We start from the raw sequence: 18192 nt of genomic DNA on the forward strand, positions 1-18192 counted from the left end.
ACGATAAAACAAAAGCTGATGGTTTTGAAACCACCAGCTTTATTCATCAGGACTTCTTCTAACATTGACTTGGTTGAAGAAGGCCGGGAAGAACCGAGCCTAGAATCTGATGTTGGGACAATCCGTTTTTTTGGAAAAAACTAGACAATTCAACCATCAAAAGAAATCTTTATTCGTCCCTTCAAATTCATCTATCAAAGATTGCCTCACTTCAGGCTCTTCGCTAAAAACGGTAAACCATACGGACCACGAACCATATTTTTTCACATCAGAAATAATATCTTCAACAGAATACAGGCTACATTTATACGCTTTTTTCACCTTTTCTGCTTTTGTCCACGCCTCAAATCTATTTTTCCAACGGAAATCAGCGGTCGTCGGAAAATCCGGACCTTCCTTACTGCGCCCCAACTTTAGCCAGTCAAATAATTTTTCAGCTTTTTCTTTCATGGGTGAATTTAGTTCAGAACGAACTTTAATACGCCCTGCGCGATCGTAAACAAAGCAATGAAAAGTATCATCTATATGGGGCCAAGCATAGTCATCAAAAACAATATTCTCTGGATGGGCTTTTATTGAATTGCACACACTGCAACTAAGCAAAAAATTATCCCACGAAAATTCATCACCACCTTCGGCCTTCGGTATCAAATGTTCAACAGCCAGATTTGCGTACGGAATCACAGATTCACAATACGAGCAATAAGCACCCAAGCAAGCAACCAAAGGCTTCTTCGCGTCACCATAATTAGCATAACTTGATAAAACTTCGATTGTTTCCACATGATCATTGGACGATTTAAAGGAAACTGATTCACCTACAAGAGCTTTTTTAACAGGTCTCATTTTTTTTGACACCCTTGATTTTAAATTCAGAACGAATCATTGCTTGATAAGCTGGATCAAAACTATATTCTGCCTCTAATCGGCACAAGCGTTCTCTCAACTCTTCCACATTAGAAGCATCATTATCCAGGGCGTCAAATAGTTTTTCTGCAGCTTGTTCCATCTCCATAAACTTTTTTGATCTAATTTCATTTTGGAGTCCCATTCTTCGTTCAGAAATATCTTCTAAACTTTCCCTAAATGGCTCGCCACTATCATCTACGCCCTCATCAAAACTAACAAGACATCCATCAGATTCAACACTTTGCACAATAAAAGGACTATGAGTAGAGACAATAAACTGAATTTTTGGGAAAGCTCTACGAAGATCGCTTAACACATGTCGTTGCCAATGAGGATGCAAATACAAATCTATTTCATCTATGATGACTACACCTGGTGTTTTTTTTACTGCTTCCAGGCCCAAAAAACCATTCAACTCAATACAACGATGAGCCATCTCCGACACAATATTCACCATGGACTGCAAGCCATCACTCATATAAGACAAGTGATGCCTTTCTGGTTTATGCCCATAAACGGAAACCAAAGCTTCAATTTCACCACGATCAACATCAATTTCAGACAAAGCGGGTATAGCCAATTGCAAGGCCTCTAGGAAAGCATCTCGAGTTCCAGCAAACTCTTTTCCATCACGAACATCCTTATCATAATGTTCGAGCCATCTATGAGCCCCCTCATAATCAACTTTATCATGCAAAGCCTTTTTATACCCTTTGGCAACACGAGACAAGCGCTCTTTCGCTCCGCCACGATTATGCAATTGCGAATCAGTAGTCCTTTTCGCACCAAAAGACAAAAGCAATGGTAACACAGCGTTGTGCCCAGGCAAGCGTCTTCTTTCTTCTATTTTTGCCGCAAAATCAATAATTTCACCAGCATCACGCCTTGTGTGAGATGTTTTAGCACTCTTAAATTCACGAAGCCAATGTATTTCGCGAGATTCATCTTCCTCTAAACGGCCATCAACATAATCACTAAAATACACCAAAGCATCAACAGCCACACTTGTGTGCCCTGCATTTTTCAAATAGTCTCTTTTTTCGGGATCAAATCGTTTAAATACATCCGTTCCAGAAAAATTTCTCAAGTAAGCTTCACCTCCTGGCAGCGAAGTCATTGATTGAAGAAAAGCACCTAAACCAATTTGTAAAGCCTTCAATAAAGTAGTCTTTCCAGCAGTATTATTTCCAATAATGACACAAACATCCTTCTTTAGGGATATTTTACGATGCTCAAAGCCACGAAAGTTTTCAATGTCTATTTGATTAATTTTCATAAAAAATCACCATTTGGTTTCAGGATATAATATAATTTTTTTACCCACATTCACAATACACGTAATTTAAAAGATAACGTATATTGTCTTTCGCAAATTCCTCTTGACGAAAAAACGAAGAAATACATCTGCACTAAACTGAACCCACGGCGAGATGGAGGAACACTATGGCACAGCGGTAGTCCCGGCAAGGGTGAGGCACCCGAAGGTCAAGACAAGCGTAAAGGGGAACGTAGGCAAGACATCCTCATGGATAACAGCAGCCCTCCGTAACGAGGAGCGTCCGCAGCTAAGGCCCCTGCCCGCCACACCCTTCGAGGTTGCGGAATGGAAGACATCCACCGTCCAGTTCAACTACCACATCGTCCTGGATGGCATGTACTACTCCGTCCCCTATCAGTATATAAAAAAGCAGGTGGAGTCACGGAAGGCCGAGCCAATACTCCACGGTAAAATCCCATATGCCAGACAGCCACCAGGGATACCTGGAATGGGACGGAGAACGGTTCCGCCGCTGGGCCACCGGGGTGGGTGAAAATACAGCCGCCGTGATAAACGCCCTGCTGTCAGGAAGCTCCGTTGAACAGCAGTCCTACAGGTGCTGCTGGGCGGAAGTGACAGGCCGCAGGCAAAACCTGACGGGGAAAAAGAGTCTCGTCGAGGAATCACCCGCGGAGCGAGAAACTACGGAGGAAACAAGTGAACAACAGCAGTACAAAAGACATATCTCGCATGCGCCTTCGGGATGGAGGCCTGCAAGCGGTTCTATTCCGTAAAGTTCACGAGGTTGCCCGACCTTCTGATAGACCTGTCGACCGCGGAGGATCGGCGTACGCTTGAAAACGCCCTGCAGAAATACACCAAGCCCACGCTCCTGATCATCGATGAATGGCTTCTGTTCAAGTTGCGGGAAAATGAGGCGAGGTTGCTCCTGGAGGTAATCCACAAGAGACGCAGGAAGTCTTCGACCATATTCTGTTCGCAGTTCGAGGAGAAGGACTGGTATGACCAGATATGCGAAGGTGAAAGTACGCTTGCGGATGCCATAATGGACCGGATATCCTTTGACTCCTACAAGATAAACATCGAGTACGTCGACAAGTCCGTTGACAAATCCATGCGAGAAGTGTATGGGTTGAACCCATCTGAAGCACAATAACCCTAAAACAGGTGGCTCCGTCAGACCGGCCGGACTAGTGGCTCTCACTTCTCCGGACTGGCGGCTCCGCCGCTCCGGAATAATCACTTTTCGGCATAGGCAACCAAAGCACGGTGATCGTATCGGCAAGGAGGAGCAACCTTGTAAGGGTCAACACCTCCGTTAACTTCTTCGAAAAAAAACTCGCCGAACAAGATCGGTGTTTCTCGTATTTCACGAACCACTTTCATTTAATGTCCATCAAATCAAAGTACATCAACCGGGTATGCGGATTACATTCATCTACGTGATTCAAGAAATCAAACCCATTCTTTTGGTAGAATGGAATCGCAGCCAAATACGCATCTACAGTAAGGAATCTACAGCCAGTCTTGTTATCCATTGAAAACAGAGACTTGATATAGTCCACAACCATCGATCCAACATGTTTTTTCCTTGCAGAAACATCAACCCCAAGGCGACATATTTTAACTGCAGGATAACATTTAAATCGTTTAGCTTGAGGAAAACCTTGATTTTTACGGAAACGATTAAACTCAGTCCTGCCCGGAAAATCTGTTATGGCAACCTTATCATTCGCCAAGCTACAAAATGCATAAACGTCACTAGCATCTTGCGGATTGACACACACATAACTTGTAGCTAGCAATGATTTAGCAAATGGAGCCGACTGATTTAAAATGAAGTCATTCAAATCAGCATCGCCACAATCAAATGCTTTAACAGTTTCCGAAGACTTAAGTTTTAGAAATTTAGGGACAATCACACCTGTCTGAAACAAGGATCAACACCTCCATTTGCTTCTTCGCGGGCGCGTTTTTCACGCATTCCCTCCTCATACGCTTTACACATGATTTCGTAATTCCGTAAGCGTCTAGCGCGAGCTTCTGGAGACTCGGTGCGTTTTTCCTGCATACGGGCTAAGAAACGGCGAGCATCCTCACCGAACAAGATCGGGGTTTCTCGTATTTCACGAGCCATAATTACCTCTTGTTTTGGTTCATCTAAATAACAGCCTTTAGGCAGGTTGGCGACCGACCGGTGGTCCCAAAAGCAAATCTAGAATCACTAACCCTGCCGCGCCAAGGGATACAAATTAGGGTTGATCATTTTGCAAACAACTGTTTGCACGATTTCATATTCTGTCAACACAACTAAAAAGTAAAAGCTGATGGTTCTTGACCACCAGCTTTACTCGTCTTCTACTTTTCATACCCGTTAGGGTTGTTCTTCTGCCAATTCCAGGCGTCGCGACACATCTCTTCGATACCATAGCGAGCTTTCCAACCTAGATCTTCTAATGCCTTAGCAGGATTGCAATAGCATGTAGCTATGTCTCCTGGTCGACGCGGCTTGATAGAATAAGGAACCTTTACGCCATTAACCTTTTCAAATGCGAGGACCACATCCAATACGGAATAGCCATGGCCCGTACCAAGATTATAAATGGCAAGGCCACACTTACGTTCGATAGCCTTGAGTGCGCAAACTTGTCCCGCAGCAAGATCGCTCACGTGAATATAGTCTCGAACACCGGTTCCATCGGGAGTATCACCGTCATTTCCGAAAACGCCAAGTCTCTTACGGATTAGCTCGGCAGTCTGGGTAATATACGGCATGAGATTATTTGGAATCCCGTTATGATTCTCCCCTATGCGACCGCTCTGGTGGGTCCCAATGGGATTAAATTTCATTCTTTATTTATTCAAGGAACCACCCAAAACACAGTGCGTGAATCTCATTTATTTAAAGATTTTCCCAAAAAGGACATATATGGGATTTTCTACAGAAATTTTGGTCTCAACTAATAATATAAAAACAAGGGTAACCCTTACAAGAAAAAAGGAGCAACATGCTTATAAGAATAAATCCAAGACTCTACTTGACAATAACTAACAATAAAACAAACAACAACCAAGGAGGTATATAATGTTGAAAATCTATCATATCGCCGCAATTTGCCCCAATTGCAAAGTTCTGTTCACACCCTCTACCGATTTAGAGGGATTCTCATCCTCAGAGGAATGCAAAATGGGAACCAAAAATCTCTATACTTGGAACCTAGAGGATTCGTGCCCCCAATGCAATGAACCGTATTCAGCAGCAATTGATGCTTGCGAATACCCTGTTGGGGTGAAAGATTACCAATCCATAGGCTTTCAAAACGGTATTAGCATTGAAAAATGTGAAATAGACGTTGAATAGAAAATAACTACCGCCTAGGGAATTGAAAAATTCCCTAGGTATCCACGCCCTTACAAAATTTAAACCCAGACGTATTCATTGCTAAATTAAATCATTGCAAACGAAAAGCAAACAAATCAACTAACACAAATCCTGTCTACAGGTCCAATAAATGTCAGCTTCTATCAATCACATTCCATCGGATCAAAGCAGTCGCCTAGCCTATATATTTTTTCTTCGGGATTTTCTCTAAACCACTTTCTAATTGTAGATTCCAATGACTGATTGTATATGCGCCTGCAATCAGATTTCAAAAGCTTCGCAGGACAACCTCCAATAATTGAACTTTCCGGAATATTTGAAAAATCCTTATTCACCAAGCTTCCACTAGAAACTATCGTGTGCGAAGGTATTTTCGCGCCTGCGGAAACAGTCACGCTATTACAAATCCAAACACAATCGCCTATATATATTGGACAATGGATATTTCTTACCGTTTTATTTTTTACATCCGCTATAAAATGATAATTTGAGTCCATAATTTGACTTCTATGCGCTAAACGGGTATTATTTCCAATTACAACTAATCCATTCGCAGTAACATTGCAATTGGGCATAATATGACATTGAGAACCCAAATCTAAAGTAGCAAAACGGAAAACATTTATTTTCACCCCTGTATGAATTTCACATGGTCCATGGAAAACAACTGTTCCCCAATTATTTATAGCTAAGCCCCCCCCCGGGTGATCAGGGCCTCCATAATTTGTTCTGTTAAATTTGATCATTCCAATTCTACATACACCCTTGCATTCCATACTTCCAAGCAACGTAAAAAAATTCGGCCAACCATAAACAAATACTGGCAATCTAATCGCCTGTCCTATAGGAAAACTTCTAAAATTCAAATATAAAGTTAGAATTGGATTAAACCAATTAACAAAGGGCAATCTCAGTAAGCACTCTAGCCCTACTCGGAATCCACGAAAGAAACGTTTTAGTGTCATTTTTTCATTCTCTTCAAAAATTTTTCTTTTATAAACAAGCGTTCTTCTTTTGTTAAACCAAACTCGCAAATCACAAGTGTATTAACAATCATCGCTAAAAAAGCACTCATCCAGCATGCATATGGCGTATCACCCCAATAAATACGCAAGGCAGCCAAAGGAAGTACAGAAACAAAAACAACCTCAAAAACTGGTTTTATAGTCTCACTTAAGTAACGCCGATATGACAAGTCAATATATTTGCGAAGAATTGCTAAAACAGTGAATATATACACCACACGAATAATAACATTAGTTACAAAAACCGAATTAGGCGAGCCCCCCTTTTGCAACAACACATATGAAATAGGAAAAACCATCAGGAAAACAGCGCTCCCTATGCAAATATACCATTTTAACTTACCTATTGCTTGAGCCAAAATCCAAATAGGTTGATTAAAAGAATTCACCAACGAATATAAGAGTATCAAAAAAACAAACGAGCAAGCGTATTCAGGAACCTCTTTTAACCATATTCCAAGAACACTTTCTATAACAAAGAAAAAAGGGAAACAAAAAAACCACAGCAATAAAAAAGAATATTTCGATCCTTTAAAAAAAAGAATATATAGATATTCATAATCCTTTGCTGCATATGATTTTGTCAATTGAGGTTGAACGGAAGTCAGAAAGCCGTTTGAGAAATTTGTTATAGCAAAATTTACTTGACTTGCCACACCTTTAGCGGCATTTACAGCTGGTCCAAAGAACATATTAAGCAAAACATCTATACCATTATTATTAACAGCCCAAACCGCAGTCCCGATGACATTCCAGGATACAAATGAAAACGTTTCTTTAACATCTTTTTTATGCCATAAAAAGCTATATGAGCATTCTTTATACAAATATTTGCAATAAATCGCATAAAAAATTCTAATAGCACATGCAACACATAGTAATAAAAAGGCGTATGAAATAAGTCTATCAACAGGTGAATATGCAATTCCAAAAGCGATGACCAATTTAGCAAGAGCTTCAAAAACCCCTACATAAGAGTATACTTTCATATTTTCATGTGCAATAAGTACTGCATCATACACAACACTTAGTAATGTTACACAAAGTGAAGCTACCGTAAATTGGAACACCCAAAACGCAGCGTTCACCCGTTCTGGAGGAATCACCAATTTATTGTATAAAAAATAAATTCCTATCGTTTCAAATAAAAGAAGAAGAAGAATTGTTAACACTAGATAAATGCTTTGATGTTGTTTAAAGATTCTTTTTACATCATCTTCCGAATTTTGACCAATTGCAATACTAAGGAAACGTTGAGTTGCGTTCGAAAGAGATGATCGGAAAAATGTAAACATACTAGCCAAACCACCGACAACATTTTGAATGCCAAAGTCAACAATTCCAAGTTTATCCAAAACGATCCTTGCAGAAAAGAAGGATATAAACATAATAAACAAATGTCTAAAATACAGAAACAACGTATTCTTGACAATCTGTTTTGTATTTCTCGTATGTTTAAGCCTAGTATACATCAACTATTTTCTTCCAAAAATCTTTCTTACTCCGTCAGCAGCTCTTTTTCCAAAAAAGCGATTTAGGGCGCAATAAATTTTCCCTCGAATCAAGCTTTTTTTATCAACCCAGCTTCCAGAAAAGTGATGAATTGATCGAGTATTTTTTGTAATTTGAATTCTTCCTGAATCCATGTCACACGGATTAAAAAAATCCTTTGGATATATATATATATCGTTTACAAATTGAATTTTATTTATTTGCAAGCAGCCTTTTCTCAATAAAAAATCTGTAGTAATTGAAACAATGTTACATTCTTTCATTTTTGAAAGATCAAATTTTAGCTTTGTATATATATCAAAAATTCCACTTATTATCTGTGACTGAGGACTACAAGCAAAGCCCAAACCTGGATTTATTCTAAACCCATTTTCAAAAGATTCAATTCCAAGGTATCCCCCATTTTGAAAAATTTCACCAAATGGTTTTATAACTTCAACATCAGTATCAAAATATATACCCCCATATTTTGACAAAATAAACAATCTAGCCATGTCCGAGACAAACGCATATTTTCCTGCGGCATAGGCATCGCGAGTGTATTCAAATTGATTCACATCAAAATTTTTTTCATTCCATTCAACAATTTCATAATCTGGTAAATGTTTTTTCCAGCTTTCAATGCATTTTCTAGCTAATGGCGGAAGATTCTTTCCTCCAAACCAACAATAATGTATAATCTTTGGAATCATATTTATCCTCAAATATCAGTTCCAGAAAAAAGAATATGGATACAAAAAATTCCAATCAGGTTTAAAAATCAATGAAATAAAGAAAAAAGCAATCAAAACCAAAGATAAAAGAGCAAACGTTCCTTGTGTTTGCATTCTTTTAGTCTGAACATAGGCATTGGGTAATTCAACCACAGCAAAAATAAAGAAAAAATCAGCCATACGTTGAATCAAATTCATTTGAAATCCAGCCGCACAAAAAAATATTGGAATTATAAAAACAGACATTGTTAGAGAACGCGACTTTGAATCTGGGAAAAAAGAATAATATGCAAACATATAAAATACAATAGAGCGAATCATATAATATCCTAAAGCAAGCCACCCAGATCCAACACGATTGCTTGACAGATAATAAGCATATTTGTCAGATACCAACAACATTGGTGATACCAAAAAATTTGCAGCAGACAGCACAAGAACAACAACGATTATTGGGAATAAATAAATCGGTTTTACATCAAATAAACGATGAAACAGAAGTATCAACAAACAATAAGCCGTGGAATGGAATTGTGCGGCAAAGACAACAAGCAAAACAAAAGCAAAAATTCTTCCTTTTTTTAGAAATAGATATGCAACAATTCCAGCAACTAAAGCAAGATCTTGCCTTAAAATGTTAGTAAAACCAGAAAAGCACAAACACAACGTTAACAAACAAGACAAATACTTATTCTTTGAGTAAAAATAAACATAATAAGCAACAACTCCGTAACAGATTGCTGAATGAATAAAAAGAAAAAATCTAAAATCCGGAAAAATTTTTCCAATAAAAACACAAAAGTACTGAAACCCTTTTTCTAACCGGAAATCTTGACTTACTCCATTAGAAACGAGATATTCAAAAGCATTTTTATAAGCAATGGTATCATTCCCTATTTCAACAGATCTAAAAGCCGTCAAAAAAAACAAGTAGAAGAAAAATACAAAAAATGCAAACAATTCAATTTGTTTTGAACATCCCTGTATTTTCACACAATTATTTTCTAGCGAAAAAACTCCGCAAAAAACAATTACAATTGATAAAAATAGAATTACTATGTAAGGTATCATTCTTTGCCACAATCACAAACATTCATAAAAGCGTTGCAATTTTTTCGATTCATATTCAATGTCATAACCACTATTCAGCATCATATTAAAAGCATCATGACGATTTTCATTCATATCTACTTCTTCAATTTTAGCAACCCACATACCTTTAGAATTATCCGCGATAGGTAAAAAATCATACTTCAAGATACCAACCTCACTTGTAATATTTTCACTAAATAAACACGGCAAGCCCGAAACCTGAGCCTCAATTCCAACAACAGGCAAGCCTTCATAAAAGGACGTAAGGACAAAAAGATCCATCATTTGATACATTTGATGAACATCTAGTCTTAAACCAGTAAAAATAACATCCTTTTCCAGACCCAATTCCATTACTTTTTTTTTCAAATCACTTTCAAGAGGCCCCTCACCAACAATAATCAGTTTGTACGGACGTTTTGCCTTTTTCAACAAAGACATAATATCTAACAAATAAAAATAATTTTTTTGGTAACATAAACGGCCAACAGTTCCTATCAGGAAAAAATCACCAATATCAAACTCATCCCGAAGACGTTTCCTAGCAAGAACATCATACGAAAATTTTTTACACTCAATTGCATTGTTTAAAATGCTTGAATTTTTACAAGTCAAAAATTTTTTTCCAAATGTAGCGACACCAGCTTTTCGAGAACAAGCAAATTTATAATTTGCCAAAAAACGAAGAGGGAAGCATAAACAATAATTTCGTACACTTCTTAAAAGGGTGTCCGCAAATTTTGCATTGTGACTATGAGATATATATTTTGTTACACGTCCATATTTTTTTGCGCATATTAAAGTCAATAAATCAACTTGAATGAAATGAGAGTGAACTATATCATACACTCCGATTTTTTTTCTAAAAAAACTTTTCATCCATTTAAAAAAAACAAAAAAATTTGTTAAGGATAATACAGGCATATGATAGACACGTCCACCAAGAGTTTCAATTTCTTTTTCCAACTCTACAGTGTTCAAATCATAGGTGAGAAAATCAACACAAATAGAACTATTATCAAAAAAACGATAATAATTCATAACGATTGAAGTAATTCCTGACCTAGGTTGCAATTTATCGACAATATAAAGAATTCTTTTCACGTTACAATTTCAACATTTAAGGTTTTTTAATTTGTTTCTTGTTCAAATCATTTTTTATCTGAGTTGTGCTGATTTCTGGTGTTCTAGCCAAATAAACCACATCAACCCCCTCTTCTTTCAAAAAATCAAATTTGCCAAGCCAATCATCACCCATTACAAACGTATCTACTTTAAATTCGTGTACATCACTTCTTTTTTGTTCCCAATTTTCTTCAGGAATTACGAGATCTACATATCGAATCGCTTCCAATAAAGCCTTTCTCTTTTCATAGCTAAAATAACACTTCTTTCCCTTAGAATTCCAATTAAATTCATCCGTGGAAAGAGCTACAATTAAGTAATCACCAAGAGCCTTCGCTCTTTTCAAAAGATTGATATGTCCATAATGCAACAAATCAAATGTTCCATAAGTAATAACTTTTTTCATTCTACACCCTTTTTAAAATTTCGTCTACAAGTACTTCACTTGCGTGGCCCGCAAAAGGAGCAAACCGTTGCTGGAAACGAATTGTTTTCATAATTTCCTGTTCAAAATCAAGTGATTTAATTTCAGAAAGCAAGCTGTCTTCATCTCTATTAATAGAACATTCCAAACAATCTTCTAGTTTCAAGTATAAGCCTCTTTTCGTTTCATATTCCTCTAAGTCATATGCAAAATTTAACATAGGCCTATGAAGTATTGAGAAATCAAAATAACAACTCGAATAATCAGAAATCATCATATCTGATATTGCATAAAGATCATTTAACACAGGATAAGACGAAACATCCTTAACGAAATCATTCGTCTGGACATTCAAAGCTGTTCCCACCGCATAATGAGCTCTAAATAACAAAACATATTCAGACGCAAGTTTTCTTTCCCATTTACCTAGATTAATTGGAGGAACTAAAAGGTTTTCGCCATTTTCATCCCACAAATATTCTCTGTAGGTGGGTGCGTACAAGATGACCTTTTTATTTAACGGAATATTTAACTTCTGTTTTATTTCAATCAACTCACGTTCCGTATAGCACCGCAATTTGTCATTTCTAGGCAAATCACACATCAAAAAACTATTTTCTGTAGCATGAAAAATTCTTTTAAAGATATCCCTATCAAATACACTTTGCGCACAGCGAATCGTTCTAGAATCTAAGGGACCTCTCAATTCTCTTTTGCCCCCCATTGTATTTTGATGTTCATCACCACAAATTTTTTTCAAAGGTGTACCATGCCAAGTTTCAACCTTAATCGTATGCTTTAGGTTTAAAAATATATCACGATCCATACCCGAATTGCTGACCCACACATAACTTTGAAGTAATGCAATGAAGAATGAAAAAGAATCCATTCTTATTTTCTTCCCCCTGGGTATATCAAAGTTTTGAGGATTTACAAAAGCCCAAATAAGATTCCAATCAGCAAACTCTTTACGCCTGCAAATTTCATCATAAATAGCTTTCGGGCTATCATCAAATTTACGTCCACCAAATGAAGCGAACAATATTTGCTTTTTATTAACAGGAACAAATATTGAACAAAATTGAAGAATATATCTTGCAACAGTCCAAATAATCACCAAAATTCTAGGATGTATCTTCAAAAATTTGATAATAAAGCTACGCATCACACACCTTTAACTCTTGCAAATTTTTGGAACAAAAATCCGCGAACTCTATTAGGCATCAAGACTTGTAATACAAGTCTTAAGGCAATGTTATAAGCAAATCGAGGCAATGATATCACATCTTTTTTCAGCATAAACCACTGCAATTTTACTTCACTCTTAAAATATTTCCAACCGCCACGACGCTGATACATATCCTTCCCAACGCGAACATTAACCAAATTATCAGGAATATTCGCAAAGTTCATATTTGCAAGATACATCCTAATCCAAAGGTAATAATCTTCATTACAAAACCAGTCCAAATACCCACCGGCCTTCAAAATCGACTTCTTCTTGAACATCACAGTCATTTGATTCATCGGACAGCGTTTTCTTAAATAGGTTTTAATATTTCCATCAGTTGTAGGAACAATTCTCTTTCCTACTACACAGGATGGATCATCAATGAATTCAGTGATATTTCCTCCAACAATGTCAAGATCTGAATTTTCATCAAATTTTTTCAACTGAAGTTCAAACCGATTTGGGACACTCAAATCATCCGCATCCATAAGAGCCACTAGTTCTTGACTACACAATTCCAAACATTTGCTACGAGCAACACCATGTCCCTGATTTTTTTCAAAACGAAAGACCTTAAATTCCGACAGTTTTTCAAAACCAAGAATAACAGCATTCAAATCATCAGGAACAGGACCATCAACAACTAAAACAATCTCTGCAGGTTTTACTGTTTGATTGAGAATTGATTCTACGGCAAGTCTAAAATACTCTGGATTATCTTTTCCATAAACGCACATTGCGACTGAGAAAGATTTTGTATTCATGAGTTAGCCCCCAAACAATTATGTAACACAGCCTTGTTCCGTGAGACGGCCGCACCGCTGTTCTTTTCGTTTACGAAAATGCGGATTCGGGAAGCAAGATCCTGCTCCTTCGAACCTAATTCAACTAAGGAACTAAAGTTCCTAGTTTCATATATCGACTCTGCTACGCTTCGCTCAGGATGACACAAGGAATCAATGACGTCCAGCGAGTCGTCGGAACTGCAGTCATCGACGATAATCAGTTCCCAGTTGGTGTAGGTCTGGGCCAAAACAGAACGGATGGAATCAGCTACATACTTTCCAGTATTATAGCTAGGCATGATTACGGAAACCATTTCTGTTTGCTTTACCATCTGCTCCGCCAAAATGATCAAATTATACCGGTCAAAGTTAATAAAATGTAAACCTTACGTCCACCCTCCCCCGCCAGAGACACCCATATATGGGTACAATACGAAAAAAGACCCGCCAGAGCGGGTCATTTCCACAAAAAAAACGTTTATAGCTTAATGAGCACCATAAAATCCACGTCCAATTTTAGCACAGTCCTTTTTATAACGTTCATAAGCATCGCTTCCCGTGAATTCTTCATTGAACTTAGGCTCGAAAGTCCGCTTCATATGAGCATAATACTTATACATCATACCCGGGTCGGTACTCTCTACAATAGAAGCAATCAAGTGCGACCAATGAGCACATTTTTCTACAGAATCCGAATCCATCTTTTTTAACAGTATGTCAGAATATCCCAAAATTCGGTTAATCAGTTTTTTTGCGAGATCTTCATCATAAACCTTCTTCCAGGCATCAAAGACATCGTCTATGGTTTCAGCGGGAATCGAATGTAAGATGTATTCAAATTCCACATTATCAATTATGCATTCATCGGACTTTTCGTCAACGAGATTATACAAAAGAGACGCGCATATGCAGATATTGTCATGAACCCGCTTCGTGTCCAACAATTTCATAACATAAGCAATATGGCCCTTCGCCAAATAACATAACAAGGAAGAATGTCTGTAGTACACGCGATAGGGGGCGCCTAAATACAAGCCTATCACGTAGGAACACTTATCAGCATTAAAGAATTGTATCACACGCGCATCAAAAACGCCCGTCCCCAAATAATGATCATACATGATATCAGGAACAAACTGATGATTCTTTGACATGTATTCTACAAATGACCTAAAAGTAGAAAACGAAACAAATGTAGTTTCAAAAATAAATCTTACAAAATTTCGTAAAGAATCTTTGTCAATGCTTTTTTGATACTTGAACATCCCAAGTTCATTATACCCATCCTTCACAGAATCTTTCATGAACTTTATAAAATTGTCATTCCCATCCAATAAATCATATGCAATAATCAAATTATTCCATGAAAAAGCCAATTTGTAAAAAAGCAAAAGTTTTTCGCAAATCATACACGCACGATCGCGTTTTGAAGTAGTCCAACCATCCACTCTGGCGATCAAAGTTGAATAAAAATCAGACAGATGAATAGTAGAAGACTCTATTGCCTTCAAAAAAAGACTAAGAAGTTCACCTTCTAAATACGGCGAAAACAATACGGCTAATAGAACATCATTCCGTTCATTGAATCTATTCCGTGAACGTTTCAGCATATACAAAGCTAAAACATCAGCACTGCCTTTTTTTACTAAGTGCTGATAAGAATCAACACTATTCAAGAGCCAACTAAATGTATAACCATCATTTTCATTGAATGTTTCGCAACAGAAGTCAAGATTCGCTTCATTGACTTCAAACAGATTATTTTTCAACAGATTTCGTTTATTCGCAAATTCAAGTTTCCGTACATCCTCAAATGGGACTTTCAGATACTCAAAAAAGTCCAAGAATTTTTCGTTATACCGAGAACTGCCAAAAATTCTATTTGCAACAGAAGTTTTCTTTAGATAATCCCGGAAATACTGACGTTTTTCATCTTCAATATCACCCTTTTGAATAACAAATTCAACAAAATCAATGAAAGCTTCGTTCGGCATTTATCGTTCTCCAAAAAGGTCAGAAAGTGTATTTTCGTCTATATTTTCCCAAACAGCGGTAAAGAGAATCGTCTTTAAATTTGGGTTAATAAAGTCGTTCCCAATGACACATACATCATTATCATCAATGATAAAACCTCGATTACCCATCATAAAGTCAAGGTGTAGCACAAAAACTTCAAAGAAAGCGAAATTAGAACGTTCCGCTTTTCTCATTGCCAAAACAAGTTTTTTGACAATATCATTCCTTTTAGGATTATTATCATATTGCCAAGAATACAATTCATAGGCAACCATTTTATAATTTAACACACTAACAAAAGACCACTGGTGGTCCATAATTTTGTGCTCAACCAGATGCGGCTTGTGCACGTCAATGCGAAATTCCGGCTTGCCATCAGCTTTTACAGTCATCAAGTATTTATAGTCGTCAATTCCTAAACCACCCAGGTACTTACGAGATGTATAAAATTCACAGTCCTCACCAATGTACCTGTTTTTCAGCATAGTAAAGAGAAGGCTTTCAGTACGATTCGTTTCAGCTTGCTTTAGGCGACAGACATCCTCTTCAGACAAAGCTTCCTTATCATCTGATATTTTAAGTTTAAGTTTCAAGCATTGCCACTTAATCCAACGTACACAATCTTTATCTTCACCAGTTTTTTCATCAAATACATCATGCAAAGATGTAGTTCTTGCTGTCTGATTGTACTTTTCAGCAATCACTCCGTCAGCAGACTCTTCCAATTGACCATACTTGTATTTCTGGATAATACGCCACAAGATTCCCTTATGGCGATGAAAGTCCTCAAAATCCTTGGGGTAATAATTCTTATAGACAATCATCGCAAATATATTCTGTTCAACATTAACAGCGACTTCGCCCTTTAAATCATCAATCAGCTGCTGACGATAGATAATGAATTCATTAATAAAATCCTTGACCATCCTATTGTCGTTAATAAAGCGACCAAATTCATAAATAAAGTCACGGGTTAGATTTTTCAATTCCGGATATTTATTCGAGTTATTTTGCAAATTCAAAATGAAGTCCGCACAAGAATCCATATTCACCGAAGAAACAACCGGGACAATAATGTCAAAAAATTTCGTTCGCTGATACTTTGAAAACAGGTTTTCTTTAACCATATACACGAACTTGATTTTATTTTTCAACTTCGGACAATTGTTCAGGATTTCGTTGAGTTCTCTAAGCTTAACAAAAATCTGGTTAGAAGCAAACCTATCAATATCTTCGAATACAACAATCCGTTTCTTTGTTTGTTCAAAGAAATAAACTATAGATGCATAATTTTGATTAATCAGCGAGCCATTCTCTTGATCAAATGATACAGACAAATCTTTTACCGTAAATACATTGACATGAACATTTTCAGATTTCTTAAGGAATTGGTAAAAGTAAATTGCAATTGGAATAGATATAAAAATACTATCAATCCAGTAGAACCATTCTAAAAAGGATACTCCGACAATTCTTTCAAGTTTTCTAATTTCAAATAAACCTATGACATTTTGACTCAAATATTGGTGAATAACAAAAGATAAAGAAACGGCAATCGCTATTGTAATCAACCAAAAAAATAAATTGGTTTTTGTAGAAAATTTATATGAGCTGATGAAGGGAATATCCTCTCGCTCTACAGAAAAAAGAATCTGTTGCAAGATGGCCTTTTCAATTTGGAACTCTATCTTTTCGGAATCGTCATCTCCGCAATCATTTACATTACAGGCATTTACATTTGCATTTTGTTCTTTTTCGGTAGACGTATTTGTATTATTTACAACAACACAGTTACTATAGGCCTTTCCATTTTCAGAAACGTCGGCATGTTCGTCAAATTTTGCCAACGAAACTTTAAGAACTTTAGACTTGCACGGAAGCCAAATCTTATCAAAAATTCCCACAAGAAATCGTTGAATTTTCCATTTCGGCAAACGTTTGCTTTCATAGCTCAACCATAAAGACGACTTTCCAGCGCCATACGCACCAGAGATGGCCACATTGTGAACCAATGCATTTTTGGAATTCAAGGCGTAATCTAACGCCCCAAAAGATGTTTTACTATCAATATCGTTGACTGGAGTAAAATCAAAGAATCTGTTTCTATAACAATTGCCTCGCCTGCGCTCAAAAAAACTCTTCTTTTTACCGGATGTTTTAGCTTGGTCTGTCATTTCTTCAGTCCTACTACGATTTGATACAATTTCACCAATTTTTCTTTTAGAAAAAGCGATACATTTCTTAGCGAAAGACATAAGCGTCATCAAACAACAACCCAAGAGATATATAGGGCTTAGAAAACAGGCTAAAAGTAGTGTAAAAACCGACTTAAACGCATTCTTTACAAATTCTTTCATTTTCAATCTTTTTTAAAACAACAAAAGTTAATCTGCGTTTCACAGACTAACTTCCATTACACTAACAAACGGGGGTAAAAATAGTTTATCTTGTCATATAAAGATTGTTTTTAACCTACAAATTAGCTTACAAATTTACTTCAACAAAGTTTTTCTGGGGATAAACGAGTCAATTTGCACTATTTACCCGTTTTTTTTTGCAAACGAAGGCCTAAATTGCGGCCCTTGACTGCGTGAGGAGACGCGGTTTATATTAGGCGTAATAAGAACATACCCCCGTCGCAAAGAAGGCTTATATGACTCTCGAACAGGAACTGAACATTCGCTACAAGAAGGGACTTG

16 protein-coding genes and 3 pseudogenes are annotated in these 18192 nt (G+C 37.0%); 3 read left to right on the forward strand and 16 right to left on the reverse strand.

Annotated elements, in window-relative coordinates:
- Nucleotides 1–156: 156 nt before the first annotated feature.
- Together B7992_RS09705 and B7992_RS09710 are read right to left on the reverse strand one after the other, a co-directional pair.
- Nucleotides 157–846 (reverse strand): HNH endonuclease, encoded by a 690-nt coding sequence (locus tag B7992_RS09705; RefSeq protein ID WP_088666158.1) that lies wholly within the window; start codon nucleotides 844–846, stop codon nucleotides 157–159.
- Entirely contained in the window at nucleotides 833–2185 is a 1353-nt protein-coding gene (locus B7992_RS09710; RefSeq protein WP_088666159.1) for an AAA family ATPase, read from the reverse strand. The genes B7992_RS09705 and B7992_RS09710 overlap by 14 nt, the downstream gene beginning before the upstream one ends.
- 133 nt (nucleotides 2186–2318) lie before the next feature.
- On the opposite strand from B7992_RS09710, the pseudogene B7992_RS17410 reads away from it, so the two are divergent.
- Nucleotides 2319–2790: pseudogene (locus tag B7992_RS17410) on the forward strand (IS21 family transposase); the annotation flags it as partial.
- A gap of 116 nt (nucleotides 2791–2906) precedes the next feature.
- Nucleotides 2907–3344 (forward strand): annotated as a pseudogene (locus tag B7992_RS09720) (ATP-binding protein); the annotation flags it as partial.
- 226 nt (nucleotides 3345–3570) lie between these two features.
- Here B7992_RS09720 and B7992_RS09725 read toward each other — a convergent pair.
- The 3 genes and pseudogenes from B7992_RS09725 to B7992_RS09735 all read right to left on the reverse strand — a co-directional run.
- The gene (locus B7992_RS09725; RefSeq protein ID WP_073161278.1) at nucleotides 3571–4125 is read right to left on the reverse strand and encodes a GNAT family N-acetyltransferase; all 555 of its coding nucleotides are present in this window, start codon (nucleotides 4123–4125) and stop codon (nucleotides 3571–3573) included.
- Nucleotides 4107–4325, reverse strand: coding sequence for a hypothetical protein (locus B7992_RS09730; RefSeq protein ID WP_073161277.1), 219 nt, complete (start codon nucleotides 4323–4325; stop codon nucleotides 4107–4109). Before B7992_RS09730 ends, B7992_RS09725 begins: the two co-directional genes overlap by 19 nt.
- 221 nt (nucleotides 4326–4546) lie before the next feature.
- Nucleotides 4547–5032 (reverse strand): annotated as a pseudogene (locus B7992_RS09735) (GDP-mannose 4,6-dehydratase); the annotation flags it as partial.
- Between the two features lie 241 nt (nucleotides 5033–5273).
- Between B7992_RS09735 and B7992_RS09740 the strand changes: the two are divergent.
- Nucleotides 5274–5549 carry a hypothetical protein gene (locus tag B7992_RS09740; protein ID WP_088666162.1) on the forward strand — a complete coding sequence of 92 codons (276 nt, stop codon included), beginning with the start codon at nucleotides 5274–5276 and terminating at the stop codon, nucleotides 5547–5549.
- A gap of 164 nt (nucleotides 5550–5713) precedes the next feature.
- Here B7992_RS09740 and B7992_RS16350 read toward each other — a convergent pair whose 3' ends face one another.
- The 11 genes from B7992_RS16350 to B7992_RS09790 form a co-directional block, all read right to left on the reverse strand.
- Nucleotides 5714–6346: an acyltransferase gene (locus B7992_RS16350; protein ID WP_176421905.1), complete on the reverse strand. Its 633-nt coding sequence runs from the start codon at nucleotides 6344–6346 to the stop codon at nucleotides 5714–5716.
- A gap of 185 nt (nucleotides 6347–6531) precedes the next feature.
- Complete coding sequence (locus B7992_RS09745) at nucleotides 6532–7950, reverse strand: lipopolysaccharide biosynthesis protein (protein WP_141100431.1); 1419 nt, start codon at nucleotides 7948–7950, stop codon at nucleotides 6532–6534.
- Between the two features lie 120 nt (nucleotides 7951–8070).
- Nucleotides 8071–8799: a glycosyltransferase family 32 protein gene (locus B7992_RS09750; RefSeq protein WP_088666164.1), complete on the reverse strand. Its 729-nt coding sequence runs from the start codon at nucleotides 8797–8799 to the stop codon at nucleotides 8071–8073.
- Nucleotides 8800–8814: 15 nt separating this feature from the next.
- A complete protein-coding gene (locus B7992_RS09755; RefSeq protein WP_176421906.1) occupies nucleotides 8815–9813 on the reverse strand; it encodes an EpsG family protein in 999 nt (332 codons plus the stop codon).
- Nucleotides 9814–9903: 90 nt separating this feature from the next.
- Nucleotides 9904–11016, reverse strand: coding sequence for a glycosyltransferase (locus tag B7992_RS09760; protein WP_088666166.1), 1113 nt, complete (start codon nucleotides 11014–11016; stop codon nucleotides 9904–9906).
- A gap of 16 nt (nucleotides 11017–11032) precedes the next feature.
- Nucleotides 11033–11443 carry a glycerol-3-phosphate cytidylyltransferase gene (gene tagD / locus B7992_RS09765; protein WP_088666167.1) on the reverse strand — a complete coding sequence of 137 codons (411 nt, stop codon included), beginning with the start codon at nucleotides 11441–11443 and terminating at the stop codon, nucleotides 11033–11035.
- A 1-nt stretch (nucleotide 11444) separates the two neighbouring features.
- Nucleotides 11445–12626, reverse strand: a complete 1182-nt coding sequence (locus B7992_RS09770; RefSeq protein ID WP_088666168.1) for a CDP-glycerol glycerophosphotransferase family protein — start codon at nucleotides 12624–12626, stop codon at nucleotides 11445–11447.
- Entirely contained in the window at nucleotides 12626–13456 is an 831-nt protein-coding gene (locus B7992_RS09775; protein ID WP_088666169.1) for a glycosyltransferase, read from the reverse strand. The genes B7992_RS09770 and B7992_RS09775 overlap by 1 nt, the downstream gene beginning before the upstream one ends.
- Entirely contained in the window at nucleotides 13453–13809 is a 357-nt protein-coding gene (locus B7992_RS09780) for a glycosyltransferase (protein WP_088666170.1), read from the reverse strand. The genes B7992_RS09775 and B7992_RS09780 overlap by 4 nt, the downstream gene beginning before the upstream one ends.
- Before the next feature lie 153 nt (nucleotides 13810–13962).
- A complete protein-coding gene (locus B7992_RS09785; protein WP_088666171.1) occupies nucleotides 13963–15471 on the reverse strand; it encodes a hypothetical protein in 1509 nt (502 codons plus the stop codon).
- Entirely contained in the window at nucleotides 15472–17850 is a 2379-nt protein-coding gene (locus B7992_RS09790; RefSeq protein WP_088666172.1) for a hypothetical protein, read from the reverse strand.
- Nucleotides 17851–18192 lie beyond the last annotated feature (342 nt).

The organism is Fibrobacter sp. UWH1, from assembly GCF_002210365.1.
Taxonomy (GTDB): Bacteria; Fibrobacterota; Fibrobacteria; order Fibrobacterales; family Fibrobacteraceae; genus Fibrobacter.